Here is a 23837-nt window from a genome sequence, read left to right on the forward strand (position 1 = left end):
ATTTTAATAATGCGCTATAATTCTTCAAAATTAGCATAGGATAGTCAATGAAATTACTTTTAATTGGTGCAGGCAATATGGGTGGAGCGATGCTTCAAGGCTTACATATAAATGATATTACGGTTGTTGAAGCCTATCCCACACGAGCTCACGAGCTTCAAACGCTTTATCCCACGATCAAAATTGTGAATGAGATTCCCTCTTTAGAAGGGTATTTGGTCATTCTAGCGATCAAACCACAATCGTTTAGCATCCTTCACACCAAAGGTATTGCGGAAGGTGTGATTTCCATTATGGCAGGGGTTAGTTTGGAAAAACTCAAATCGGGCATTATGGCAAAACACTACATTCGCTCCATGCCCAATATGGCAGCACTCGTGCGCAAATCGGCGACTTCCTTGTGTGGTGATGATGCGCTTAAAGACAAAGCCATAGAAGTTCTAAGCTCCATCGGACGTTGTTTTTGGTTGGAGAGTGAGAAAGAGCTCGACATCGCAACAGGACTCGCAGGTTCCGCTCCTGCATGGATCGCACTCGTTGCAGAAGCGCTGAGTGATGGTGCGGTCAATCTTGGCATGAAACGCGAGATCACCTATCAATACATCGCAACCCTGTTTGAAGGCGTGGGCGAAGTGCTTAAAAGCGAACATCCAGCCCTTTTAAAAGACAAAGTGATGTCCCCTGCTGGAACCACAGCGGCAGGTTATGCCAAACTCGAAGAGGGAAAAGTGCGAGACAGCTTCATCAAAGCGATGGAAGCATCGTATGAAAGAGCGAAGAGTTTTTCAAAGTAGAAAAGTTTAAAGTGCTTGCAAAAAGACAAGCACTTTTTAGCTTTACATGTAAAGCATTTAAGAGACTTTTTTTAACGCTTTAAGTGTTTTCGTTTGCATCAATTGTTTGTAAATTGCTTCAGCTAAATAATAGCCAAGATACGGTGGCACGGCATTGCCAACCATTTTATATCCAGCCGTTAGGTTGTCATAATAAAAGGTATGTGTATCGGGAAACGTTTGGATTCTTGCACACTCCCTAATGCTTAGTCTTCGATAGAGATGTTCACTCCCTTTGACAAAAATTCGTCTGTTTTGCTCCACAAACTCCATCTTCGGTGCTTGAGGGTGCAGCGGGGCATGTCTTCCTCCTGCTTGAATGGTGTAAGAGGGTTCTTCCCAATTTCTCACTCGATTGCGTGACATAAAAATGGTTGAAAAACCGCCCGTCATATACTCATGGTTAGCAAGAGCACATTCATCGCCATTAGTATAATTTTTATCTTTTGCAGGCAGTGCATTGTCTTTCAAATCCCAAATGGCATCTTTTAAATAACGCTTTGCAGGAAACGCCTTTGGAAACTCAAATGTCATGTTCAAATCTTTTCTAAATCCCACAAAAAAGACGCGTTGCCTGTCTTGTGGCACTTTATAGTCATGGGCATTAAGAAGCTTGAAAGAGAGGTTATAGCCACTTTCGATGAAGTGATTTTTGATATTTTCTAACGCATCACTATGACGACTGGCCAGCATTCCAGAGACATTTTCAGCCAAGAAAAACAGTGGTTTTTTATCTCGTAAAACCCTGATAAATTCAAAAAAAAGTTGCCCGCGATGGTCTTCGATACCTCTTAACGCTCCCGCCTCACTCCAACTTTGACAGGGTGGTCCTCCAATAAGCCCAGTCGCTTCAGGAATGTCGCATGAGGGAATATCTCGAATACTTCTTCGATCTAGCTTCGTATGAGGAAAATTCTTTTCAAATGTTTCCCAAATTTCTTTGTCATATTCATTTGCCCATGTGGTTTTAAAGCCTGCTTTTTCAAAACCGAGGTCTAACCCACCTGCACCACTAAAAAGAGAAATTATATTCATCATTAAACCTTAAACATTAATAATTTCCCATCCATCAACTGAACAGGGTTATTGGGGTTTTTAATTCTCACATCACTAAGACTTACATGTAAATTACCCAAGGTTTCAATAGCATTTCTATCAACAAGAGGTAACGATTCATATTTCTCTTTTTTCATTAAACAGACGAGTTGAAAAGAGGCAGTTTCATCGTAATGGTAAAGGTAGTTAAAGATTTTTGTTGGGTTTTCGATGTGCCACATTCCTCGTATTCGCAAATCTGTAATGCCTAAAGGATCAACTCTTTTGACTTTGCCTAGTTCATTGGTTTGCGTAAATTCAACATTGGGAATGGACGTAATGCCGTTGGAAATCGTTTGTTGTATGCGTTCATACACTTCTTTATCGGCGCAAAAGCAATCTCCATAAACAAACCATAATGATTTGAGTTGATTGATATTTTTGGGAACATTACCAATTGCGTAAAGCATGTCTTTTTCGACCCATGCTTCACAAGCTCTACATGTAGTCGTAATCATCGTGCTATTTGCAAAAAGTTTTGCTTTTGGGTAGGAACTATTAAGTGCTATCGCTGTATTGCGTGATTCTAGTTTTTTAATTTCAATTGCATCACTATTTTGAAGGATTAAATCTGGAGGATTATTTTTATTGCCACTATACGCATAAACCCTTGAAAAAATTTCTAGTTTTGTTTGCTCATTTGTCTCATCGAAGGTATTAGCAAAAGCATCTTTGATAAAGCTCTCCAATCCTTCGCCCATGTTATTGGCACGATTGTTGCCATGTGTAATTTGTTGTACACTCATCTGATAATTATTGACAATTGTGAGAAATGCTGTAAGTGGATTTGCCATGGAGTCTCTTTATTTATTTTTGCTTGTCATTATAACAAAAGAAATTTTTTATTGACAAAATATTTCAAATTGAAATTTTAAGAACAAAAAAGATAGAAGAAAGTTTTGATTCTTACATGTAAAGATTTAAGAGAGCTAATATTCCTTAAATCTTCTATGCGATCTTTTGTGCTTTTTTCTTACTTGCGGCAGTTTTCTTTTTGCTTTTAGAAGGAGTTGCTGCTCTTTGAGGGATGACTTTTTGTTTTGTTATATCCGGCAGAACATCTTCAAAAATCGTTTTAATGTCATTCCAACGGTGTTCGGAGTTGAGCATCACCACTAAAATGTCTTTGTTGCCATTTTTGGCGCGTGCGATCAAGCAAGGGCCTGCTTTTTGGGTGTAGCCTGTTTTGATTCCGACGGCGTATTTGTAGTTATTGAGCAGTTTATTGTGGGTGTAAGCGGCATACGATCTTTTGGTATTGAGCGCTCGAAAATCGTGACGCTTGAGTTTTGCCATCTCATTAAAATTACTGTTTTTAATCGCATATTCGCTGAGTGTTAAAAGATCAAGGGCGGTGGAGTAGTGACTCCCGATGTCAAACCCACATGGGTTGGTAAAATTGGTGTTTTTCATACCAATGGCTTTGGCTTTTTTATTCATCTGTACCACAAATTTATCGACATCCCCATCCCCTAAAAAGACACCTATACTCATGGCTGCATCATTGGCGGACATGACCATCGCTGCTTTAACAAGGTCTCTTAAGTAAAACTTTTCACCCACACGCAGGTTCGCTTTGGTGGGTTCAACGTGAATCATTTCACGCGTAATCGTCACAACCTCGTTCATACGACCACTTTCAATCGCTAAGATAGCAGTCATAATCTTGGTCAGGCTGGCGGGTTGGTTGATTTTTTGTTCATCTTTAGCAAAGATAAGCTGTTTCGTGGTTAAATCTTTTGCTATGATCGAATCAGTGTTGCGTTTTATACGATCTGCGGTCTCTTTGTCAAGGTAAGCTGCACTAAGGGAGCTTGTAAGAATACATGCGCCACAGATAAGTGATAAAATTTTGTGTGTCATAAGGCTCTTTTAAAAATTGATTTTTGATTTTAGTAAAAATTTCTTAAAAATTCCCTTTGAAAATGGCTAAAATAGCCACTTTGCCTTAAATGGTGAAAAAATAAACAGAATGCGTTATAACGCTTAAGGTAATAACGTTATAATGCTCAAACGAAATACGATGAGACCTATCGTTATATACTATAACTACATAAGGAATACCTATGGAAGGGATTACGTCTGGCATGATGAGTTTTGATAAACCAGCCCTTTTAGAAAAGCGAATTAAACTTCTTGAAGCAATTGCCGAAACGGGCTCCATTAGCAGTGCCGCCAAACGCGTTGGGCTCAGTTATAAAGCATCATGGGAAGCGGTTGATACGATGAATAACCTCTCAAACCATCCTCTTGTGACGCGGGTTACAGGAGGAAGTGGCGGTGGAGGAACAACACTTACAGCACTCGGTAGTGAGGTGGTTGCCAACTATAGCGTTTTAAAAAAAGAGTATGAGAGGTTTTTAAATCGGCTTTCGGTCATGGGTGACTTTGAAATGAACAGTTTAAAACACATACAAAGGATTGCTATGCAAATCAGTGCACGTAATCAGCTGATGGGAAAAATCGGTGAGATTAAAAGGGCAAAAGTGAACGCAGAGGTAAGCATTGTGCTTAAAAGTGGCGTTATTTTGGTTTCGACTATTACGAATAGTGCGGTTGAAGAGTTGGGACTTGAAGTGGGCGATGAAGTGGTTGGCATCATCAAAGCTTCGTCGGTGTTGATTTCCAATCTGCTTGACATCGCAACGAGTGCACGCAACAAGCTTGCAGGCACGATCACGGACATTAAAATCGGCGAAGTCAATGCCCAAGTGAGTGTGGACATCGGTCAAAACGATGTCGTGGTTTCCACCATCACAGCAGAATCGGTCAGAGCATTGAGCCTTGCGGTGGGAACACGCGTCTGTGCCATCATCAAATCCAGTAGCATTTTAATCGGAAAATAAAAATCTTAAGAAGGAGTTTCTATGTTAAAACTATTTTTAGTGAGTGTTGTGGTATCTGCCTCTTTGCTTGCCGGAGAGATCAGCGTTGCAGTTGCCGCCAATTTAAGTGATGCGGTTGAAGTGCTTAAAACAGAGTTTGCCAAAACAAATCCCAATACCAAGGTCAATACGATCCTAGGAGCCAGCGGTAAATTTACCACACAAATTAAAAGTGGTGCTCCCTTTGATCTTTTTTTAAGTGCGGATATGGGCTTTCCTGAAGCTTTGTACGCTGAAAAAATTGCAGTCACCAAACCCGTTGTTTACGCGAGCGGTGCTTTAGCAATGGTGAGTACCAAAGGGCTTGATTTAAGCAAAGGCATTGCGATTGTAGCCGATCCAAAAGTAGAGAAAGTGGCGATTGCCAACCCAAAAACAGCGCCGTATGGAACAGCGAGTATTGAAGCGTTTAAAAATGCAAACGTGTTTGAAACCGTTGAGGCAAAACTCGTTCAAGGCGATAGCATTTCTCAAGCATTACAATTTGCTATTACCGCCGCAGATGTTGGTTTTGTGAACGCTTCAGCGTTTTACAGCGACAAAATGAAAGCGTACAAAAAAGGGGTTCAATGGGTTGATGTGGATCCAAAACTCTACACACCAATCGCCCAAGGTATCGTGCTGTTGAAACAAGCTGAGCATAATGCCGAAGCCAAAGCGTTTTATGATTTTGTCTTAAGCGCTAAAGCCAAAGAGATTTTTAAAAGTTACGGATATTTAGTCAATGAATAGACTGAGTGCTGTTGTGACCAACATCGAAGGTGAACAAAACCTGCATATCATTACGTTTGATTATGAAGGAGTGAGCCTTAAAATGATGGGACTTGATCTGCCAAAGGGTTTACATGTAAACGCACATGTGACCCTTGGCATCAAGCCTTCGCATGTGGCGATTGCTAAAAATATCCAAGGGGAGCTGAGTTACTCAAACCAGCTTCCTGCCACCATTGCGCACGTTGAAAATGGAAAATTACTCAGCAATATTCTTTTACATGTAAAAGGGAGTGAAGTAGAAAGTTTTATCACATTAAGCTCTTCTACTCGGATGAATCTTCACATTGGCGATCAAGTGACACTTCTGATCAAAGCCAGTGAGCTGTTTGTTTTGGAGGTACATGATGCTTGAAACACTGAAGGCATTGGAATTTACCCCTTTTTTGGTTTCGTTTAAATTAGCGTCCATTACCACCGCGATTCTTTTTATAATCTCTTTACTGTTGGCGTGGAGTTTATCGCAGAGCAAGTCACGCTACAAACCTATTTTTGAATCAATCACCGCACTTCCCATTGTTCTGCCGCCTTCTGTTTTAGGGTTTTACATTCTTTACGCACTCTCTTTTCATTCCCCAATTGGGCGATTTTTTCAAGATGTGCTGGGTATCAAATTGGTGTTTAACTTCACAGGTTTAGTGGTCGCCAGTTGTTTTTATTCGCTCCCTTTTATGGTGCAACCGCTTCAAAGTGGTTTTGAAGCATTACCGAAAAATATGCTTGAAGCCTCGTACATTGCAGGAAAAAGCAAGCTCAAAACACTGTTTTGCGTCGCACTTCCCAATATCAAACCTGCCTTAATGACGGCGGTGATTATCACTTTTGCCCATACGGTTGGTGAATTTGGTGTGGTTTTAATGGTGGGAGGAAGTATTCCTGGTGAGACAAAGGTAGCCTCTGTGGCAATTTATGAGATGGTTGAAACCATGGACTATACGATGGCACATATTTACAGTGCGATTATGGTGAGCATTAGCTTTTGTGTCCTTTTGGGCGTCTACATTTTTAATCGCAAGCAGAGTCATCCTGTAGGAGGCATTGCATGATAGAGATCGCTGTGCAAAAGGAGCTTTTAGGCTCTATCGGTAAGATGGATCTCAATGTCACGCTGAGCATTGAATCCAAAAGCTTTGTAGCACTTTCGGGTCAAAGTGGTAGTGGTAAAACGACGCTGCTTCGCATTTTGGCAGGACTTGAGCACGCCCGTGGAAAAATCAGAGTTGATGATGAGCTGTGGTTGGATGGCACGCACTGTTTGCCGCCTCAGCAACGCGGCATCGGATTTGTTTTTCAAGACTACGCGCTTTTTCCCAATATGAGCGTGTTGGAAAATCTTCTGTTTGTGCGCAAAGACAAAGCGCTTGCGAAACAACTTTTGGAATTGACCGAGCTTACTGAATTAGCGAACCGCAAACCTGCTACGTTGTCGGGTGGTCAAAAACAACGGGTGAGCTTGTGCCGCGCGATGATGAACCGGCCCAAACTGCTTTTGATGGACGAGCCTCTCTCTGCGCTTGATCCAACGATGCGCAATAAACTGCAACATGAGATTTTAACGCTTCACAAAAACTTTGGCACCACCACGATCATGGTCAGCCACGATCCAAGTGAAATCTACCGTTTGAGTTCGCGCGTTGTGGTGCTTTCACAAGGTAAAGTCATCCAAGATGGTGATGCTAAAAGTGTACTTCTTCGTACCCAAGGCAGTCAAAAATTTTCCTTTGAGGGCGAACTTTTGGACATCGTCAAAGTCGATGTGATTTACATCGCGATCATCGCTATTGGTCAGCAGATCGTCGAAGTGGTACTTGATGGCAGTGAAGCCAAAGCGTTACATGTAGGCGATAGTGTCAGTATCAGTGCGAAAGCCTTTGCCCCTATGATTCAACGATTGGAGAAATGATGAAAAAAATCTTAGCCCTTTTATGTGTGGCTCTTTTAAGTCATGTGTGTGCGGACGACCTTAAAATCGCTGTGGGAGCAGGGTATAAAAAACCCGTTGGGGAAGTGCTCAAAGCGTATGAAGAGAGTGGTCATGAAAAAATAGACGCGATGTATGGCAATATGGCGCAAATCTTTGCACAGGCAAAACAGACGGACATCTCCTTGGTGCTTGCCGATAAGAAATTTTTAGAGAAGCAAAAAGAGCTTACGTTTGTGAAGTATCAAACGATTGGCACAGGTATTGCAGTTATCGCGTATGCCAAGGGAGTGAATTTTGATAGCATCGAAGATCTCACCAAAGAGAGCATCAAAACCATTGCAATGCCTGAAGCCAAAAAAGCGATTTACGGCGATGCTGGCATGGAGCTTTTAAACAATGCTAAGCTGTATGAGCGTGTGAAAGAGAAGCTTTTGGTGGTAGCAACCGTGCCTCAAGTGAGCTCGTATGTTGCCACACACGAGGTCGATGTGGGCATTATGAACCTCACCGCAGCGCTCGATAACATCGATAAAATGGGTGGCTACATTAAAATTCCCCAAGCTTACTACACGCCCATTGAGATTGTGGCAGGAAGTTTAAAAACCTGCGAAACCGATACTGCGTGTCAAGCGTTTGTTGCCTTTTTGAAAACCTCCAAAGCGAAAGAGATCTTTACAAAATATGGGCTATGAAATGGTTCAGGTTTGGCACCCGTTGGTGCTAAGCCTTAAAACCATCGGTGTGGTAGCTCTCCTTTTGGTTTTTGTGGGTATTCCACTCTCTTACTTTCTCTCCAAAGAGGAGCTCAGATACAAATGGCTGCTTGAAACACTCGTCACACTTCCTTTGATCTTTCCACCCATCGCCATTGGTTTTTTACTCTTACTTCTTTTAGGCAAACAGGGCTGGATTGGAAGTTACTTTAATGCGATGGGCATACGCTTTATCTTTGAGTTTAAAGGGCTCGTGATCGCTGGCTTTGTAGCCGCACTTCCTTTGATGGTCAAACCCCTTCAATCCGCCATCGAACTCTTTCCCAAAGCCATTAAAGAAGCCGCCTATATGGGTGGTCGAAGCAGGTTTTACACCTTTGTGTTTATCATTCTTCCGTGCATTAAAAAAAGTGTGGTTGCAGCCCTTTTAATTGCGTTGGCGCGTGCGTTAGGGGAAGTGGGCATTACACTCATGCTAGGAGGCAATCTCATTGGCAAAACCGATACGATCTCGCTTGCCATCTACAATGCCGTTTTTGATGGCGAATACCGCTTAGCACTGCTTTTGTGCGCGATTCTCATTGTGATCTCTTTAGCGGTGTTTACGGCACTGCATTTTTTTCAAAAAGAGGAGCAGTTTCTTTAACCTTCTTGTGTTATGATTTTATACTTTAGTAAAGGTGTACTTATGATGGATATGATACGTGAAGATGTCGGGTTGATCGACATGACCACGGTTGGATTGGATATTGGATCGCGTAAAGCCAAGATTTCGTTTGCTTCCAAAGAGCCTATCGTGCTGTGTGGGGTAGAGTTTGTTGCAGAGATGTGTCAAAAACTGGGGCTTGAAACCCATGCTTACAAAGCGTGTGGCGACACACTAGGTGCGGGTGAGTTGATTTTAGAGGCGTATGGAAGGGCGGATGCGACGCATCAAGCTTGGAAAGTTTCTCAAAATATTTTAGAGTTTTTAAGTGGCATCGCGACTAAAACGCATACGATGGTCACCCTTGCACGCGAGGTCAATCCGAAAATTGAACTCTTAACCACCCGTAAAATTTTTCCGCGTACCAAAGAGTTAGCGCTTAAAGCAGTCTATGCAGGAGGGGGAGCGCACCATCGTTTAGGGCTGTATGACTCGGTTTTGGTTTTTAAACAGCACCGTGTCTTTTTTGAGAGTGACGCGGCGTTTGAAGCGCAATTTGCCAAAATGAAGCAGAAGTATTTGGAAAAAAAGATTGTCGTGGAAGTGGATAGTTACGAAGAGGCGCGTTATTTTGCGACACTGGGAACGGAAATACTCCAATGTGAAAAGATGAGTTTTGAAACACTAGAGCGTTGTGTGGCACTCAAAAAAGAGTTTCCGCATCTGCTTCTCTCTGCCACCGGTGGCATTGGTGAACATAACATTGTTGCCTATGCTCAAACGGGGGTTGATTTTATTGTCACCTCTTCGCCTTACCATGCAAAGCCTGCTGACATTAAAGTTGTGATCTCAAAAGAGGATTAATGCAGACGATTGAGCAGATTTATACCGCGGAAGTCGAAGAAAAAAAGTCCACTTTTTTGGCGTATCTTTGCCCCATGAGTGATTTTGAATCTTTACATGTAAAGCTCAAAAGTGAACACCCCAAAGCGGCACACATTGTCTGGGCGAAGCGTTTTTTCAATGAATTTCGCCAAGTCGTGGAAAATAATAGCGATGATGGCGAACCCAAAGGCACTTCAGGCCCTCCTGTTTTAAATGTGATGCGAGGGGTTGAGCTCATCAATGCTGGGCTTTTAATTGTGCGGTATTTTGGTGGCATTAAACTTGGCACAGGTGGGCTGGTTCGAGCCTATGGAAGCAGTGCCAAAGCGGTCATTGCCACGGCTTCGCTTATTCCATTTGTCTTTAAAGAAATCTTTACATGTAAAACAGATTACCCACTTGTACCGCGGTTTGAACATTACAGCTTGCATCATGCGTTACATGTAAAGCATCGGGAGTTTGAGAGTGATGGTGTTGTCTGGGAAATAGAGATGAGTGAAGAGGAGAAAGCACAGTTTTTACACTTTGCTCTCCCTTTTGAACGCGATGGGTTTAAACGCTTAGAGCTCGATAGCCTCAACTTCAATGCTTAAATTGACGGTGTCATCGACCGTGAGTCCGCCACCTTCGAGGATTTTATTCCACACGAGTCCAAAATCTTTACGGTTGAGTTTACCCTCTAAGGTAAAACCGATCCTTTGGTGTCCTTGAAAATCTTTGATCACACCATGAATTTTGCTCTCAAGTATCACATCTTTCGTAATGCCATGAATCGTAATTTTACCATGCACCTTGCCATCTTTCATCGATGTCATCACAAAATCAATCGTTTTAAACTTCTCGACATCGAAAAAGTCGGCACTGCGTAAGTGGTCATCTCGTTTGGTAATGCCCGTGTCAATAGACGCAGCTTCAATCTTGGCACCTAGTTTGTTAAAAACTTTTTTCTCTGCATCATAGTCAATGTCCGCCGTGTACGCATTGAAGTTGCCTTTGACGTTGGAGATCATCATATGTTTGATGGAAAAGCCAATATTGGAGTGTGTGTTGTCGATAACAAACTCTTTCGCTTGTGCAAAAGAGAGCAGGAGGGTGGTCGCCATAAGGAGTCTTAAGAGGTGTTTCATAGGTCTATCCTTTTGATAAAAAATCTATGAAAAGTATAGTTGTATGACGCTTATGGCTTTCGTATTATGTAAAAGTAATGTTTTACTTTAAGAGAGTGTTTGAAAAATACCCAAAGAGCTGAAATGTGCCCGCACTGCAGATACCTGCTACCACACCGGCTAGCATATCATCGCCCATAACGCCCCAACCGCCTTTAACCTCTCGGTCGATCTTGCCAATGAGTGAAGGTTTCCAAATGTCAAACAGACGGAAAAAAACAAAACTGAGGACGATTTGGAATAGTGTTCCTGAGCTTAAAATCAGCGCAATCCACACCCCAACCACTTCATCAATGACAATGCGACCATCATCATGATTGCCACTGGTTGCTTCGTACGCGTTGATCTGCTTAATTGCCATCAGCGTAAAAAGAATGCTCAAAAGCACAAGCGTTTCCATGGAAATAAAGCGAATAATGCCCACTCCTAAGATAACAGCAAGCAAGGAACCTGCTGTTCCTGGTGCTTTGGGAGAGAGTCCTGTGTAGAAAAAAGTTAAAAAAGCATTTGGCATAACGATCCTATGTATGTATGTAGTTTAATGGTTGAATTGTAGCATAAGACTTCTTGCAAAACTCATTTTGCAAGAAGAAAAAGCACCCAAGGTGCGTGAGCTTTCTGCCGAAGAAAACGCAGTGTTAACGTAGTCTTTAGAGCTTTGCTTTAAAAACGTGTAAAGAGTTCTGTAAGAACTCTATAGATTCAAGTGCTTCTTAGACGTATTTTTGCAACTCCGCGTAAAGCTTTGCCATAATCTCTTTTTCACGCTGTTCGATGTAGGTTGCTATCATTTTGCTGATACCTTCGTTGGGTACGATGTGAATGCAGTACCGAAAAGAGTTGGTGTAGGAGAGAATCGTAACCACTTTGCCATGGATAGAGACTTTCTCCTCTTGCAGTTCAAACTCTAAGAGCACATCCTCTCCCGTATGAAGCCCCTCTTTTTCATTGCTTAAAATGCTCAACCCTTGGGTTGAAATGTCATGAAGAATGCCGTTTAAATAAAGCGCATCGGATTGATACAACGCAATAGTGGATGTTTTAGCAGGGTAGACGCGTATCCCGTCTCTTTGAAGTGCAGGCATAGTGTGTATGTATCTAAAAGCGCTCAAGGTCACGCGGTTGGTTTTGAAGTCAATGTGCACAATATCGGCTTTGAGATGGTTGGGGAAATAACTATTTTTCACAAGAAAGGCTTGATTTTCTAAGAGCATGGCTATGGTTTGAAGTGGGCTCATTTGAAATATTACATTTTCATCCAGAACCTCGATCACCCTTGCTTCAGCGCTGATAGGAATGCCCTCATAAAGGTTAAAGCAGTACATGTTTTGTTGATTTTCGGTGAGCATTGTCTGAAAAATATTCATTATCTCATAACGTGGCGATAAGAGGACATCATCGCTGAGATCACTTTGAAACGCTTTTGAGGGCAGTTTCCCCATCACATCATGATATTCAAGTGTATCACTCCCTAATGAAAGTGCATTGGCAGGTAAGGCAAGGGTGTCAATCAGTTGGTAAAGACGCTCGCATAAGAGCGAAACGTTCAAAGGTAGCGCATGAGTTTGTGCAAATTGAACATAGTTTTCCACACAATAGAGCATTGATTTTTGCATCACAAAGTCGATGGAAGGATGGTTTTGACGCACTGCTACGAAAAGTTTTTTAGAGACTTTTCCTTGCGCATTTAAGAGGCTTTGATGCAGAGCAATGGCGAGCTCTTTGGCGCTATACGCTTCGATGGTTGGGTCAAATGTTGTGCATAAGGAGGTGAAATAATCTTCAAAGTGAGGTTTAAACGCTTCTAAAAAGGGTGTTAAACTCTCGTCTACTGTGTTAGCATCATTGTTCAAACAAGCATTGGTTTTCATGATTGAGATCCATCCGTTTTGATTGAAGACGCATTTATTATATCAGAATTCTGTGCGAAAGAACTCCCATCGAAAAGAGCATTTTCCTAAAAAGTGCGAAAATGCTCTGTATATGAGGGTTATGTCAGTGAAGTGGTTTGGTGTAAACGCATCAGTTCAAGGTAGAAATCGCGTTCATCATGATTTTCTAAAAGTCCACTGTTTGGGAAGATGGCGTCATAAATCTTTCCGATATTTTCAAAACGGTGTTTAAAGAGTTCACTTAAAAGCAGCGCGGAAATATCTTTACGCATAAAAATAGCAGGTGGAAGCATTCCCACTTTTAAAATTTCAAGCAACGACTCTGCATGGTACTTGATGTGATGGTGTCCGCCATGCGGGCAGGTGTTGGTGCTGACCAGTGTTTTGCACTCATTGCAGTAGACAAATTCGGTGATAATCTCAATATCAATCTCTAAATCTTCGTAATGATCCAAAATAGATTTCATCTCATTTTGATCGTAATAGACGCCAATACCGCTGTGATGTTGTCCTAAAACAAGCTTATTGCACCCGAAGTTTGAGGCACAAATGGCATCTAAAACAGCGTTTTTGTAACTGGTAAAAAGGTAGGTGTTTTCAAAGGGAACGATCACCACGCGGTTTTTGGGTAGATAGTTATCGACAAAATATTGTAACGCTTTAAGCCGCAACTCATAAGAGAGAAGGTCTTGTTTATAAGGTTTGAGCAGAAAGATAACGAGCATATCGCACTTCTCAAGGGTGATACGAATAACGCGCTCATGGGCTCTGTGAAACGGCTTTGCGTTCATCATCATGGCTGAGACATTTTTAGCTCCAAGTTGTGCTTTGGCATCTGCGATTTTATTTTTGACATTTTTAATGTCATCAAATTGCAGTTCGTACTCGCCGCATACTGCAATGTCACCTAGACGTTTGAGAAACATTTGGGTTTCAGGATTGGAAATGTCATAGGTTCCAAAAATTTGTTCGATACGCTTTTTCTTATCGACCTCAAAGACTTCATCAACGATGATGGTGCCTTTGATTTTGCCATCCACCACAAAATCAAGAGGTTCCCCTTGATATGCCGTTGTTAACACCTCTTTGTTCTTCTCACCTGCTGGTGCGATGATAAAGGGAAAAGGAAATGGTTTGCCTTTGTAGTAACCACTCTCTTCAACCTCTTTGGCTTCCGCACTGTTCATCAGCTTATCAACAGGGTGCAATATACCCTCTTTGGCTAAGGCAAGGGTTGCTAAAAATTCTTTATCTAAAAAGAGTTGTCGGTTATTTTTTCTTGTTGATTCCATATTTTTTCCTTTTTTCCCAAAGACTTTTACGTGATATTCCTAATTTTTTAGAGAGTTCCGTGTCAGGGAATTTATTTTGAAAATTGAAAATGACATATTTGACATAATCATCAATACACAAAATATCACCTTGATCTAAGATTTTACTGTCAGTATTGATTTCAATTTTTGAAAAATCACTCTCTTCATTAGGATCAGTGCTACAAATAATAGCACGTTTGCCTTCTAAGATGTTGTAGACTTTGAGTTTTTCACTTTTTTTAAGATTTTGCAGATCAATAATGTAGAGTAACTCCTCATTTCCACTGCGCGCGATCTTCTCATAAGCATTGCTTTGCGTCAAAGAGATAAAGGTAAAGGTCTCATTTTGTGTCTGAGCATAGTTGAAAACAAGGGCATCCGCATGTTTTTGAAAATTGGTTTTGATCAGAATGGGGAATTTTGTTTTTTTATCAAGAGGCTCTAAATTGGCACTGGAAAAGAGGTTTTTAACGTACTCTTTATAGGTTTCATTCTCTTTTTTAAGATTTTTAAAATCGCTTAAGTGTTGGAGCTTTCGGATCAACTCTTCGATCATAAAAGGCTTTTGAATGTAATCACACGCACCTGCTTTGATTGGATTGGTGACTGTATCGTTACTGATATACGAGATCATCAAGATAATGATGGAAGAGCGATGCTTTTCGATCACAGGGTAAAAATTTTGGCCTGAAATGTTGGTTGAGAGGAGTATGGCATCGTATTTTTCATCTTTAAGTGCATCTTTGATGCTGGTAGCGATTTCACATAAATGTCCAATTTCCATCAACTTAGAGGCAATACTTTGCGCGAGATAAATCTCGTTTTCAACGATTAAAATCTTCATACCTTCGTCCAATCATAATATTTTAATGTAGCCGTTGCACTGACTGCAACACCTTCTTTTCTGCCCACAAATCCTAATGTTTCCGTTGTCGTTGCTTTGACATTGACATGGATGGGAGCAAGTTCCATAATGTCAGCAAGACAAAAACGCATCTTATCCTTAAAGGCACTTAGGCGTGGAAACTCTGCCATAACGCACACATCACAATGAACAATTTCAAATCCGACCTTGGCTAAAAAAGCGCAGACCTCTTTAAGGAGTAGTTTTGAATCCACATTTTTATAACGTGCGTCACTATCTGGGAAAAGCTCACCAATGTCACCCGCACCCGCAGCCCCTAAAAGTGCGTCAATCAGCGCATGTATCGCGACATCCCCATCGGAGTGTGCCTTAAATCCTGTTGTTGGATGCACTTCAACGCCTCCTAGCATCATCACTTTTCCCTCTTCGTAGGCGTGTACATCAAAACCGTACCCTACACAAACGTTGGAGGAGGGAGGCTTAAGGCAGGAGATCGTAGCACTATCTTCTTTACATGTAAGCTTTTTTGCCTCAGGATTTCCCAAAACATACACCACGTTTCCCCCCATCGCTTTAATCGCACTGCTATCGTCGGTGAAAAGCGTGCCCGTTTGCAGAGCTTTTTTGAGCATATCAGTGCGTGAGAGTTGTGGGGTTTGGATGAGTTTTACCTGATCGCGGTTGATCGTCTGTTCTTCGTAAACAACCGTGTCCACAACGTTGAGGTAGGGGACAACACAGTCTGCATGGTCTTTGTGAGCAAGGATGCGCTCTAACGTGCCTTGGTCGATGCACGCTCTTGCAATGTCGCTGACAAGAACATACGAACTCTTTACATGTAAAAGGGCATTGGCAAGTGACTCTTGTCTGGTTTCGCCTCCTTTGACAAAGGTAATGGCATCGCTAAACTTCTCAGCATAAAAGTGCTCATCGGGTGAGGTCGTTACAATAATGTGTTGAAAAGAGGAAAGCTGTTGAAGATTTTGGGTTGCAAAAAGCCATAATGGAGTTTCATCAATGCGTAACCACTGTTTTTTGACACGTTGGTTAAAGCGCGTTGAACTTCCTGCTCCTAACATCACAAGCGTTAAATCGGGCAAACTTTGTCCTTTTTTCTGAAGTGTTACAATATTATACATTTTGAAAGCTTTTTTTTATCTTTTTTGTGTTAAATTCTGCGATCACTTAAGCATAAAGGTTAAAAAAATGTTAAATAAAGATACCGTTTTAAGCGCGTTAGGTGGCGTTAAATACCCAGGTTTTGAGAAAGATATTGTGACATTTGGTTTTGTTAAAAATATCGATATTTCTGATAATAATGTTTATATAGAAGCCGAGATTGTCTCTTCAAGTAAAGAGGTTGGCGACGAATTAAAGAGCAAAATCGAGAAGGCCGTTTTGGCGATTGGTGCGAGTCGTGTCGATGTGGTTGTTAAGCAACCAAAGCCTCCTGTTGAGAAAAGCAACTCACAATCTGGCAAAAACATGGCGCCTCACATCAAAAATTTCGTGATGGTAAGCTCAGGAAAAGGCGGCGTGGGTAAAACAACCACAACCGTAAACTTAGCAATTGCCCTTGCGAGTCAAGGCAAGAAAGTAGGGCTTTTAGATGCGGACATCTATGGTCCCAATGTGCCTCGTATGATGGGCGTGGTGGATACGCATCCTGAGATTGTCGGACAAAAAGTTAAACCTATCGTTGCGTATGGCGTTGAGATGATGAGTATGGGTTCTTTAATGGAAAACGGTCAGTCACTCATTTGGAGAGGCGCTATGGTCATGAAAGCGATTGAGCAACTGCTTCGCGACATTTTGTGGAGTGATTTGGATGTTCTGTTTATCGACATGCCTCCAGGAACCGGTGATGCTCAGTTGACATTGGCGCAAAGCGTGCCTGTGACTGCTGGTATTTGTGTCACAACGCCGCAACAAGTCGCCCTTGATGATACTGAACGAAGTCTTGATATGTTCCAAAAACTCCACATCCCAATAGCTGGAATTATGGAAAATATGAGTGGATTTATCTGTCCTGAGACCAATAAAGAGTATGATATCTTCGGTAAAGGAACGACCAAACCGCTGGCTGAGAAGTTCGAAACCATCGTGATTGGGGAAATTCCTATAGAGCCTGCGGTTCGAGAAGGTGGAGATGCGGGGAAACCTGTGAGTTTCTTCCATCCTGAGAGTGAAACGGCAAAGCGTTATCAAGCATCTGCTCGCAAATTGTGGGAGTGCATTGAAAAAGTCAATGCAGAAGGTGGAGTAAGCAACGAAGCGATTCAACCAACAATGGGCATTAACGGAGCACCTAGTGCCTGTTCAAGTACGAAAAAATAAGCACTAAAGGAGAAGAGATGGCATTACGCGTGAGTATCGATGAAGCGGATTTTAAAGCATTGGTTCAAGAGATTGAATCACAAGAGGGATACCGTAAACCGATTGGTTTTGGTATTGCGAGAGTCGATCGAGGGCAACTGCATCCTGAGAAAATTTTACAAGCCAACTTTCCTGTGATTAACTGGAATGAAAATTTTGGCAGTGCCGCTATTTTTATTGCAGCGCTTCAAGAGAGTGGGGTTGATGTCGATTTTTCTAGCAGTGAATTTGTGTATGATGTTAAGAAAAAATTTGTCAGAAATGCGATGAATGCGTTTACGCCTTATCTCAACCTTGCCTTGGGTAATGCGCATAAAAATGTTCAAGTGATTAAAACGCTGGATTGGATTGCACAAACGGAGAAGCTTAAAAAAGATTATCGTATTGTCTTCTTATTTGAAGATGACGCCCCTTTAAGTCCTGAGGCTGTTTACTTAAAGCTGTATGCACTTTCAACGGGCAAAGCCCCTATTCGTTCCCTTAACCTCTCTGGCGCATTTGGTGTGTTAGAGAATGTTGCATGGTCTCTAGGACAGCCGATTGAACTTGAATGGCTACGAATGCACGAAGTTGAGATGAAACTTTTGGGTGAATTCCCACTCATTGAATCGGTTGATAAGTTTCCACGTTTCTTAGCGCACATCATTCCTTCGGATAATACACGTATCCTAGATGCGAGTAAAGTCAGAATGGGCGCACACCTACATGCAGGAACAACCATTATGCCAGGGGCTAGTTACGTAAACTTTAATGCGGGTACGACTGGCGCTGTTATGGTTGAGGGTCGTATTAGCTCTTCGGTCATTGTCGGCAAAGGCAGTGATGTGGGTGGCGGTGCGAGCATCTTAGGGGTACTCAGCGGCACCAACGGCAATCCTGTGAGCATTGGTGAAAACACACTGCTTGGCGCTAATTCCGTAACGGGAATTCCTTTGGGTAATGGGTGTATTGTTGATGCAGGCATTGCGATTTTGGAAGGAACGAAAATTGGAGTGAGTGCAAGTGAGCTTGCGAAGATTATCGAAGCGAATCCTAAAGCAAAACTCAAAAAAGCAGGAAAAGAGGAGATGGTCTTCTTTAAAGGCTTAGAGCTTGGAGGGTTAAACGGTATTCATTTCCGCCAAAACAGTTTGAACGGTATGATTATAGCCGTAAGAAGTAAACGCGAGATTAAACTCAATAGCGAACTTCATTAGAGTTCTTGTAAAACACATTTTGCAAGACGTAAAAAGCACCAAAGGTGCGTGGGCATTCCGTCTTTGAAAACCCAGTATTTAATAAAATGTTAGTTGAGGGGAACTTTTAGCGAAGTTTCCCCGTTGTTTCATTGTGTTTTTCTGCCCATAGCACAGCAAGAAGCTGATACGTCTGTGCTGTTCGTGTATTCTTGGTTTCAAGTGCACTATTGCACCCTTCACACTGCTCAATTTGAGCGGAGAGTTGATCCATATTCATAAAACTAAAGTGCTCACTTTTACGCTGACACTCCTCTGCACTGCATCTAGGACTCTCTTGTTTCATGGTATCTCCTTGTGAGGAAAATAATCGAATCAAAAAAAGAGGCTTTATAAGGATAAAGTTAGGAATATGATAGGAAGAAAAGATTAAACTATAACTGAAAGAAAAGAATTAATGGTTATCAATTAAAAAAATTTGGAATTAATGGTTCTTTAAAAGGGATTTATTAAAACTTTCGGCCCATTTTGTGGAAATTTTCATATAGGTTTCATGTGCGATGGGATCATCTTTTAAGATCCAATTGCCGCAGGTGGAACATCTCGTCGCATACTCTTCAAGCTCTGTTAAGCTCATACCATCAACTGTTTTGAGGCGTGCTTTACACTCTGAAAGCGAGCATTTAAGGGGTGAGCTACTCATCGAAAAACTCCTCAGGATATTTTCATTTATTGTAGCACATTAAAAAAAGTAATTATGTGTTAATTATAAGCAAATGAGACAGTTTCGTCCACTCTCTTTGGCTTTGTACAACGCATCATCCGCACGTTTAATCACCTCTTGAGGGGTGTTTCCTTTGGCAGAGAGCGCCACACCAATGCTAACAGAGAGGCGTTCTTTTTTGATGGAGGAGAGTTTATGTTTCTCTTTAGGTGCTTTTTCGGGACGATTTTGATCTCGAATCACAAATCCGCGTCTGAAAATATGCTCTCGTATCTCTTCAAGCGCCATAATACACGCCTCTTTTTTCTTCCCACTAAATAAAATAGTGAACTCTTCACCACCATAGCGGTATGCTTTTCCTCCATTTTTGACATGGCTGATCTCTTTGGCGACAAGCTTTAAAACGTCATCGCCTATATCGTGTCCAAAGGTATCGTTAAATTTTTTAAAGAAGTCGATGTCAACCATAGCGATAATGTAGTTGGAACCTAGGCGCAAGAAGCGCTCTTCGAGTGCACGCCTTGAAGGAATGCCGGTGAGCGTGTCAATGTATGCCATGCGATACGCATCATGAACGAGTGCTGCAATGGCGATGAGGGATGCAACAAGGCAGAAGAGAATAAAGTGGTTGCTCTCTTGCAAAAAGAGCAGGGGAATCATCTGCGCTATCAGCATCCAAAATGGGGCTTTTTGACTTTGTATTTCAAAGAGCATCGAGATTAGAAAGATAAACAGCAACGAAACAATTGCAATAATGAGGATAAAATCGCTGGCTTTTGTAAGACCTTGAAGGCTTACATGTAAAATGGGGGTATCGAGTGCTTTTTGAATTGTTGGTGAAAAGTATTTCAGTCCCGCATAGCCAATCCCAAGTGTGATGAGCCCGATGCTTGTGCGCAGTGCGCCAAACGAGCTAAAAAGTCCACGCTCTTGCAGTGCGTAAATCAGCAAGTATCCAAGCGCTGTGATCAGCGGCGTGATATGCCAAAATGCTGAAACACTCAGTTGGCTAAAAAGGGTGTTGGGAAACGCCAAACAGAGTGTAAAAAAGAGTGGGAAAAGCAGCAGTACAAAGAGTTTGCTTTTATTAAAATAGACACTTAAAGCGATCCCAATCATCAAAAAAACAAAGGTACTTTGCCAGATAAAATAGTAAGCATAGGTGGGAATGAGCTCTAATTTTACGATCACTAGGGCAAAAAGAATCATTCCTAAACAGAGTGCATGAAAAGTTAAAAGAGCGTTTATGAGTCGTTGCATCTCAATCCCTGTTTTTGTGCGATTATAGCGAAATTAGCTCATACTCCCATAAATTACCCATAAGCGGCGAAGGAAGATGAGGTTTTCCTAAGAGCAATTTTACTGCTTCTGTGCTTTGAATAGAGGCGGCAAAGCAAACCGTGAACGAAGGATTGCCTGAACGCTTTTCCGCTCCATCGCCTTTTTGAAGGTAGAGTTGGTCGAGGGAAGAAGAGGTTGAAAACTGGCTATAATAGCCAGCAATCGCTCCATGCACAAAAGGTTTTTGCTCTTTGAGACAGAGATTGGCAACGAGACATTTCAGATCAGGATTATCGAGTGCATCAACGACGACATCGGCTTCTTGGATGAGGTTTGCCTCTATTTTTGGATCAAAAAATGTTGTCATACTCTTTACATGTAAAGCAGGGTTGATCGCTTCAAGATTCTCTTTTAAGACCTCGGCTTTAAAACGTCCGAGTGTTTTGGGAGAAGAAAAATTTTGACGATTGAGGTTGTGCTCTTCAAACACATCGCCATCGCACACGATGAGATTTCCTACACCAATGCGCGTTAGCATTTCAGCCACAAAGCCACCCAAACCCCCACAACCAATGATCAGCACGGTGGATTGAAAAAGAGTGTATTGTTCGTGTATCGAAATCGTTTTTTGATTGCGTTTATAGCGAAGAGGTAAAATGTCATTTTTGAGCGCCGTCTCTTCGACCTCTCTAAAGTTACATGTAAAGTGTTCCATAGCCGCATAAGAGGCTTGCAGTGGGAGAAATCCATCGATAGTATGTTCTTTTAAGAACGTTAAAAGTTCCATTTTCTTTATCCTGATGTATAATTTGATAGAAGGATATTTCATGCACATTATACTGAATGCTTTTTCATTTTTGCGCGAAAAACTCAAACAAAAAGGAGTCCCTTATGTGGACGCTCCTTGGGTTGTTGATGATAAAACACGCATTGTTGATTTGATCGATTCATTGGGGCTTGAGCCTAAAGAGGTGGAAGCAGTTTTTCTCAATTATACCGTTGTTCCCAAAGAAACAGAGCTCCATGAAAATGACCGCGTAGCACTTTTGCCGCCTGGAACACCTGGCTCATTTCGTCTTCTCTCTGGGCTTAAAGGAGATTAACCGCCACCCACTTTGGGGAAGAGGGCGATTTCATCACCCTCTTGTAAAATGTACGATGGTGCAACATGCCTACCATTGACCATCAAAACACCTAAAGGCGATACGCTCTCAAGCTCCAATGTGTCTATAACGGTTTGCGCTGTAGTACCGATGTCATACTCTCTTTGCTCTGCTTTAAAGCGACTTTCTCGGTACTGAGCAAAGAGTTTAACGATAACGTGCATCAAAAATTCCAGAATTCATCAATTTCTTCACCTGTAAAGTCCCAAACCACATTGTGTGGAGGGAGTGTTTCATATTTCATAAATTCAGGTAGTCTATCGTCTGCGCTGTTAAGTCCTGCTTTGATGTTAAATTCATGTTCACGTTTAAGAATGGTTTTACCCAAATTGACTACGTCATCAATTGTGAGAGCACAGCCAAAGCGTGCATTAATCATATCCACTAAAGCAGGCAAACATTTTGCATCATCGAGTGCTGCAAAGGCAACAAAGATACACATACCGGTACTATCTACAGCAGCAGTGGCTATTTGAAGATTGCGTGCGAGTTCGACTTGTCCCTCTTTTTTGAGCGGATCAACATGTCCACCACTGTTAAGAATGTTAGTCGCAACCGCGTACCCTGCTGTATGATCCGCTCCCATTGGTGTGGTCGCGTAGGTAATACCTTGACCTTTAACCGCGCGTGGCTCATAGGCTGGAATGCCTTGACCTTTAACCGTAGGAACACGTACGAGTCCAAATGTTTTTCCTAAAATATGCGTTCCAGCCCCTAGAATTCGACCTATTGGTGTTCCTGTTGGGATGTCATGAGAGAGTAATTCATACGCTTTAGCCCCATCGCCATAAGCAAGAATGCCTGCATCAACGGCAAGTCCCAGCACAACAGAGGTTTCAATCGAATCAACACCCAAGTCATCCATAAGACCATCCATCTTTGCGATCAGATCTAAATCTTGAATCCCTAGATGCGCTCCAAGAGCCCAAATGGTTTCGTATTCAAAGCCAGATGTGAGGTATTTACCCTCTTTGTCGTTGTAGACTTGTGAACACTGAATAACACAGCCTGCATGACAGCCATGCGTTGTTTTTCCGCCTCTGGCTTTAATGTTTTCAGCCATCGTTTCACCACAGATATTTTCAGCGTGTTCCCAGTTGCCTGCTCTAAAGTTACGGGTTGGAAGACCACCTGCTTCATTGAGGATATTCACCAAAACATTGGTTCCAAATGCCGGTAAGCCTTGTCCGCTAATAGGGTTCTCTTGAAGCGCTTTGGTAAAGATTTTACTGGCTTCTTTGAATTTTTCAGGATCGGCAATCGTCACCTCTTTATAATCTGCTGCATCGACGGTGATACATTTGATTTTCTTAGAACCCATAACCGCACCCAGTCCACCACGTCCGTGACTTCTGAGTTTCCCACTAGGGTCTTTGACAGAGATATTGGCGATATTCATACGCATCTCTCCGATACGACCGATACTCATGACCGCAACTTTTTTATCATATTTTGCCATCATCGCATCGAGTACAGCGTAATTGTCTTTACCGACTAACTCAGGTACGGGAATAAATTCAACGTTGTTTTTGGTTACATGTAATTGATAGAATGTATTTTCGCCTTTTGGTAAACCTTCAATAATAAGTGCTTTAATCCCAAGTTTGGAGAAAATGCCCGCACTCGTTCCTCCGACATTGGACTCTTTGATGCCACCGGTTAATGGACTTTTTGCACCTGCCGAATTACGACCACTATTGGAAGCACTGGTTCCTGAGAGAAGCCCTGGGGCAAACACAAGTTTATTGTTGGGTCCTAGGGGATGACACTCTGGATCAACCTCTTCAGCCACGATCGTCGAAGTAAGTCCACGACCACCCAGTCCCATCCATTTAGAAGGAACCTCTTCAATTTTAAAACTTAGCTCAGCCATGTTAACGCGATAAATTAGATCAGCCATAATAACTCCTTTAAATACGGTTGTTACAACCATAATATTTAAAGTTTATAGCATGAAAATAGCAAAGTCAATGAATGAGCTTAAAACAAAAACATGCTTTTTTGGCATATCTTTTTTTACACAAGTTGAAAGATTAAGAAGTAAAAAGCACCAAGGGTGCGTGGGCTTTCTGCCGAAGAAAACTTAGTGTTAACGTAGTTTTAAAAGCTTTGCTTTTAAAACGTATTAAG

At 41.9% G+C, this 23837-nt stretch carries 28 protein-coding genes; 13 read left to right on the forward strand and 15 right to left on the reverse strand.

Annotated elements, in window-relative coordinates; translation table 11 throughout:
- Positions 1-47 precede the first annotated feature (47 nt).
- Positions 48-794 carry a pyrroline-5-carboxylate reductase gene (gene proC / locus JU57_RS08590; protein WP_037959682.1) on the forward strand — a complete coding sequence of 249 codons (747 nt, stop codon included), beginning with the start codon at positions 48-50 and terminating at the stop codon, positions 792-794.
- Positions 795-851: 57 nt separating this feature from the next.
- On the opposite strand, the gene JU57_RS08595 is transcribed toward proC, so the two are convergent.
- The 3 genes from JU57_RS08595 to JU57_RS08605 form a co-directional block, all read right to left on the reverse strand.
- Positions 852-1868 (reverse strand): DNA cytosine methyltransferase, encoded by a 1017-nt coding sequence (locus tag JU57_RS08595; protein ID WP_037959685.1) that lies wholly within the window; start codon positions 1866-1868, stop codon positions 852-854.
- 2 nt (positions 1869-1870) lie between these two features.
- Positions 1871-2722, reverse strand: coding sequence for an NgoPII family restriction endonuclease (locus tag JU57_RS08600; protein WP_037959687.1), 852 nt, complete (start codon positions 2720-2722; stop codon positions 1871-1873).
- A gap of 154 nt (positions 2723-2876) precedes the next feature.
- Entirely contained in the window at positions 2877-3791 is a 915-nt protein-coding gene (locus tag JU57_RS08605) for a serine hydrolase (RefSeq protein ID WP_037959689.1), read from the reverse strand.
- Positions 3792-3994: 203 nt separating this feature from the next.
- On the opposite strand from JU57_RS08605, the gene JU57_RS08610 reads away from it, so the two are divergent.
- From JU57_RS08610 to JU57_RS08650, 9 genes are read left to right on the forward strand one after another with little or no spacing between them, the layout of a single operon-like run.
- Positions 3995-4774, forward strand: a complete 780-nt coding sequence (locus JU57_RS08610; RefSeq protein WP_037959691.1) for a TOBE domain-containing protein — start codon at positions 3995-3997, stop codon at positions 4772-4774.
- 21 nt (positions 4775-4795) lie between these two features.
- Positions 4796-5545 carry a molybdate ABC transporter substrate-binding protein gene (modA, locus tag JU57_RS08615; RefSeq protein ID WP_037959693.1) on the forward strand — a complete coding sequence of 250 codons (750 nt, stop codon included), beginning with the start codon at positions 4796-4798 and terminating at the stop codon, positions 5543-5545.
- Positions 5538-5939: a TOBE domain-containing protein gene (locus tag JU57_RS08620; protein WP_037959695.1), complete on the forward strand. Its 402-nt coding sequence runs from the start codon at positions 5538-5540 to the stop codon at positions 5937-5939. The genes modA (JU57_RS08615) and JU57_RS08620 overlap by 8 nt, the downstream gene beginning before the upstream one ends.
- Positions 5932-6630 carry a molybdate ABC transporter permease subunit gene (gene modB / locus JU57_RS08625; protein WP_037959870.1) on the forward strand — a complete coding sequence of 233 codons (699 nt, stop codon included), beginning with the start codon at positions 5932-5934 and terminating at the stop codon, positions 6628-6630. Before JU57_RS08620 ends, modB (JU57_RS08625) begins: the two co-directional genes overlap by 8 nt.
- On the forward strand, positions 6627-7487 hold the full coding sequence (locus JU57_RS08630) for an ATP-binding cassette domain-containing protein (RefSeq protein WP_037959699.1): 861 nt from the start codon (positions 6627-6629) through the stop codon (positions 7485-7487). Before modB (JU57_RS08625) ends, JU57_RS08630 begins: the two co-directional genes overlap by 4 nt.
- A complete protein-coding gene (gene modA, locus JU57_RS08635) occupies positions 7487-8200 on the forward strand; it encodes a molybdate ABC transporter substrate-binding protein (RefSeq protein WP_294876850.1) in 714 nt (237 codons plus the stop codon). Before JU57_RS08630 ends, modA (JU57_RS08635) begins: the two co-directional genes overlap by 1 nt.
- Position 8201: 1 nt before the next feature.
- On the forward strand, positions 8202-8867 hold the full coding sequence (gene modB, locus JU57_RS08640; RefSeq protein WP_294876853.1) for a molybdate ABC transporter permease subunit: 666 nt from the start codon (positions 8202-8204) through the stop codon (positions 8865-8867).
- A gap of 12 nt (positions 8868-8879) precedes the next feature.
- Entirely contained in the window at positions 8880-9731 is an 852-nt protein-coding gene (gene modD / locus JU57_RS08645; RefSeq protein WP_294876855.1) for a ModD protein, read from the forward strand.
- Positions 9731-10345: a YigZ family protein gene (locus JU57_RS08650; protein ID WP_037959708.1), complete on the forward strand. Its 615-nt coding sequence runs from the start codon at positions 9731-9733 to the stop codon at positions 10343-10345. Before modD ends, JU57_RS08650 begins: the two co-directional genes overlap by 1 nt.
- On the opposite strand, the gene JU57_RS08655 is transcribed toward JU57_RS08650, so the two are convergent.
- From JU57_RS08655 to JU57_RS08680, 6 genes are all read right to left on the reverse strand, one after another.
- A complete protein-coding gene (locus JU57_RS08655; RefSeq protein WP_037959711.1) occupies positions 10313-10879 on the reverse strand; it encodes a YceI family protein in 567 nt (188 codons plus the stop codon). The genes JU57_RS08650 and JU57_RS08655 overlap by 33 nt on opposite strands.
- A gap of 82 nt (positions 10880-10961) precedes the next feature.
- The gene (locus tag JU57_RS08660) at positions 10962-11432 is read right to left on the reverse strand and encodes a phosphatidylglycerophosphatase A (protein ID WP_037959714.1); all 471 of its coding nucleotides are present in this window, start codon (positions 11430-11432) and stop codon (positions 10962-10964) included.
- Positions 11433-11631: 199 nt separating this feature from the next.
- Positions 11632-12789 carry a PilZ domain-containing protein gene (locus JU57_RS08665; RefSeq protein WP_037959716.1) on the reverse strand — a complete coding sequence of 386 codons (1158 nt, stop codon included), beginning with the start codon at positions 12787-12789 and terminating at the stop codon, positions 11632-11634.
- A gap of 119 nt (positions 12790-12908) precedes the next feature.
- Positions 12909-14102, reverse strand: a complete 1194-nt coding sequence (locus JU57_RS08670) for a sulfate adenylyltransferase (protein WP_037959719.1) — start codon at positions 14100-14102, stop codon at positions 12909-12911.
- Positions 14080-14967 carry a response regulator gene (locus JU57_RS08675; RefSeq protein ID WP_037959721.1) on the reverse strand — a complete coding sequence of 296 codons (888 nt, stop codon included), beginning with the start codon at positions 14965-14967 and terminating at the stop codon, positions 14080-14082. The genes JU57_RS08670 and JU57_RS08675 overlap by 23 nt, the downstream gene beginning before the upstream one ends.
- Positions 14964-16088 (reverse strand): bifunctional 2-C-methyl-D-erythritol 4-phosphate cytidylyltransferase/2-C-methyl-D-erythritol 2,4-cyclodiphosphate synthase, encoded by a 1125-nt coding sequence (locus tag JU57_RS08680; RefSeq protein ID WP_037959872.1) that lies wholly within the window; start codon positions 16086-16088, stop codon positions 14964-14966. Before JU57_RS08680 ends, JU57_RS08675 begins: the two co-directional genes overlap by 4 nt.
- A gap of 106 nt (positions 16089-16194) precedes the next feature.
- On the opposite strand from JU57_RS08680, the gene JU57_RS08685 reads away from it, so the two are divergent.
- Positions 16195-17325: an Mrp/NBP35 family ATP-binding protein gene (locus JU57_RS08685; protein ID WP_037959722.1), complete on the forward strand. Its 1131-nt coding sequence runs from the start codon at positions 16195-16197 to the stop codon at positions 17323-17325.
- Positions 17326-17342: 17 nt separating this feature from the next.
- Positions 17343-18560, forward strand: a complete 1218-nt coding sequence (locus JU57_RS08690; protein WP_037959724.1) for a tetrahydrodipicolinate N-succinyltransferase N-terminal domain-containing protein — start codon at positions 17343-17345, stop codon at positions 18558-18560.
- Positions 18561-18666: 106 nt separating this feature from the next.
- Here the strand turns inward: JU57_RS08690 and JU57_RS08695 are convergent, their stop codons facing one another.
- From JU57_RS08695 to JU57_RS08710, 4 genes are all read right to left on the reverse strand, one after another.
- On the reverse strand, positions 18667-18885 hold the full coding sequence (locus JU57_RS08695) for a hypothetical protein (RefSeq protein ID WP_037959726.1): 219 nt from the start codon (positions 18883-18885) through the stop codon (positions 18667-18669).
- 138 nt (positions 18886-19023) lie between these two features.
- Positions 19024-19242: a hypothetical protein gene (locus JU57_RS08700; RefSeq protein WP_037959728.1), complete on the reverse strand. Its 219-nt coding sequence runs from the start codon at positions 19240-19242 to the stop codon at positions 19024-19026.
- 63 nt (positions 19243-19305) lie between these two features.
- Positions 19306-20523, reverse strand: coding sequence for a GGDEF domain-containing protein (locus JU57_RS08705; RefSeq protein ID WP_037959733.1), 1218 nt, complete (start codon positions 20521-20523; stop codon positions 19306-19308).
- 22 nt (positions 20524-20545) lie between these two features.
- Entirely contained in the window at positions 20546-21331 is a 786-nt protein-coding gene (locus JU57_RS08710) for a ThiF family adenylyltransferase (RefSeq protein ID WP_037959736.1), read from the reverse strand.
- A 40-nt stretch (positions 21332-21371) separates the two neighbouring features.
- Here JU57_RS08710 and JU57_RS08715 point away from each other — a divergent pair, with 40 nt between their 5' ends.
- Positions 21372-21647, forward strand: a complete 276-nt coding sequence (locus tag JU57_RS08715; RefSeq protein WP_037959739.1) for a MoaD/ThiS family protein — start codon at positions 21372-21374, stop codon at positions 21645-21647.
- Here JU57_RS08715 and JU57_RS08720 read toward each other — a convergent pair.
- Together JU57_RS08720 and JU57_RS08725 are read right to left on the reverse strand one after the other, a co-directional pair.
- On the reverse strand, positions 21644-21871 hold the full coding sequence (locus JU57_RS08720) for a MoaD/ThiS family protein (RefSeq protein ID WP_037959742.1): 228 nt from the start codon (positions 21869-21871) through the stop codon (positions 21644-21646). The two genes, JU57_RS08715 and JU57_RS08720, sit on opposite strands and share 4 nt — an antisense overlap.
- Complete coding sequence (locus JU57_RS08725; protein WP_037959745.1) at positions 21871-23607, reverse strand: aldehyde ferredoxin oxidoreductase C-terminal domain-containing protein; 1737 nt, start codon at positions 23605-23607, stop codon at positions 21871-21873. The genes JU57_RS08720 and JU57_RS08725 overlap by 1 nt, the downstream gene beginning before the upstream one ends.
- Between the last annotated feature and the right edge of the window lie 230 nt (positions 23608-23837).

It is taken from the genome of Sulfurospirillum sp. SCADC, from assembly GCF_000743525.1.
GTDB lineage: Bacteria > Campylobacterota > Campylobacteria > Campylobacterales > Sulfurospirillaceae > Sulfurospirillum.

Excerpts from the sequence above, each read along its gene's own strand:
- proC (WP_037959682.1), top strand. The coding sequence starts at position 48 with ATGAAATTACTTTTAATTGGTGCAGGCAATATGGGTGGAGCGATGCTT.
- JU57_RS08595 (WP_037959685.1), bottom strand. The coding sequence starts at position 1,868 with ATGAATATAATTTCTCTTTTTAGTGGTGCAGGTGGGTTAGACCTCGGT.
- JU57_RS08600 (WP_037959687.1), bottom strand. The coding sequence starts at position 2,722 with ATGGCAAATCCACTTACAGCATTTCTCACAATTGTCAATAATTATCAG.
- JU57_RS08605 (WP_037959689.1), bottom strand. The coding sequence starts at position 3,791 with ATGACACACAAAATTTTATCACTTATCTGTGGCGCATGTATTCTTACA.
- JU57_RS08610 (WP_037959691.1), top strand. The coding sequence starts at position 3,995 with ATGGAAGGGATTACGTCTGGCATGATGAGTTTTGATAAACCAGCCCTT.
- modA (WP_037959693.1), top strand. The coding sequence starts at position 4,796 with ATGTTAAAACTATTTTTAGTGAGTGTTGTGGTATCTGCCTCTTTGCTT.
- JU57_RS08620 (WP_037959695.1), top strand. The coding sequence starts at position 5,538 with ATGAATAGACTGAGTGCTGTTGTGACCAACATCGAAGGTGAACAAAAC.
- modB (WP_037959870.1), top strand. The coding sequence starts at position 5,932 with ATGCTTGAAACACTGAAGGCATTGGAATTTACCCCTTTTTTGGTTTCG.
- JU57_RS08630 (WP_037959699.1), top strand. The coding sequence starts at position 6,627 with ATGATAGAGATCGCTGTGCAAAAGGAGCTTTTAGGCTCTATCGGTAAG.
- modA (WP_294876850.1), top strand. The coding sequence starts at position 7,487 with ATGAAAAAAATCTTAGCCCTTTTATGTGTGGCTCTTTTAAGTCATGTG.
- modB (WP_294876853.1), top strand. The coding sequence starts at position 8,202 with ATGGTTCAGGTTTGGCACCCGTTGGTGCTAAGCCTTAAAACCATCGGT.
- modD (WP_294876855.1), top strand. The coding sequence starts at position 8,880 with ATGATTTTATACTTTAGTAAAGGTGTACTTATGATGGATATGATACGT.
- JU57_RS08650 (WP_037959708.1), top strand. The coding sequence starts at position 9,731 with ATGCAGACGATTGAGCAGATTTATACCGCGGAAGTCGAAGAAAAAAAG.
- JU57_RS08655 (WP_037959711.1), bottom strand. The coding sequence starts at position 10,879 with ATGAAACACCTCTTAAGACTCCTTATGGCGACCACCCTCCTGCTCTCT.
- JU57_RS08660 (WP_037959714.1), bottom strand. The coding sequence starts at position 11,432 with ATGCCAAATGCTTTTTTAACTTTTTTCTACACAGGACTCTCTCCCAAA.
- JU57_RS08665 (WP_037959716.1), bottom strand. The coding sequence starts at position 12,789 with ATGAAAACCAATGCTTGTTTGAACAATGATGCTAACACAGTAGACGAG.
- JU57_RS08670 (WP_037959719.1), bottom strand. The coding sequence starts at position 14,102 with ATGGAATCAACAAGAAAAAATAACCGACAACTCTTTTTAGATAAAGAA.
- JU57_RS08675 (WP_037959721.1), bottom strand. The coding sequence starts at position 14,967 with ATGAAGATTTTAATCGTTGAAAACGAGATTTATCTCGCGCAAAGTATT.
- JU57_RS08685 (WP_037959722.1), top strand. The coding sequence starts at position 16,195 with ATGTTAAATAAAGATACCGTTTTAAGCGCGTTAGGTGGCGTTAAATAC.
- JU57_RS08690 (WP_037959724.1), top strand. The coding sequence starts at position 17,343 with ATGGCATTACGCGTGAGTATCGATGAAGCGGATTTTAAAGCATTGGTT.
- JU57_RS08695 (WP_037959726.1), bottom strand. The coding sequence starts at position 18,885 with ATGAAACAAGAGAGTCCTAGATGCAGTGCAGAGGAGTGTCAGCGTAAA.
- JU57_RS08700 (WP_037959728.1), bottom strand. The coding sequence starts at position 19,242 with ATGAGTAGCTCACCCCTTAAATGCTCGCTTTCAGAGTGTAAAGCACGC.
- JU57_RS08705 (WP_037959733.1), bottom strand. The coding sequence starts at position 20,523 with ATGCAACGACTCATAAACGCTCTTTTAACTTTTCATGCACTCTGTTTA.
- JU57_RS08710 (WP_037959736.1), bottom strand. The coding sequence starts at position 21,331 with ATGGAACTTTTAACGTTCTTAAAAGAACATACTATCGATGGATTTCTC.
- JU57_RS08715 (WP_037959739.1), top strand. The coding sequence starts at position 21,372 with ATGCACATTATACTGAATGCTTTTTCATTTTTGCGCGAAAAACTCAAA.
- JU57_RS08720 (WP_037959742.1), bottom strand. The coding sequence starts at position 21,871 with ATGCACGTTATCGTTAAACTCTTTGCTCAGTACCGAGAAAGTCGCTTT.
- JU57_RS08725 (WP_037959745.1), bottom strand. The coding sequence starts at position 23,607 with ATGGCTGATCTAATTTATCGCGTTAACATGGCTGAGCTAAGTTTTAAA.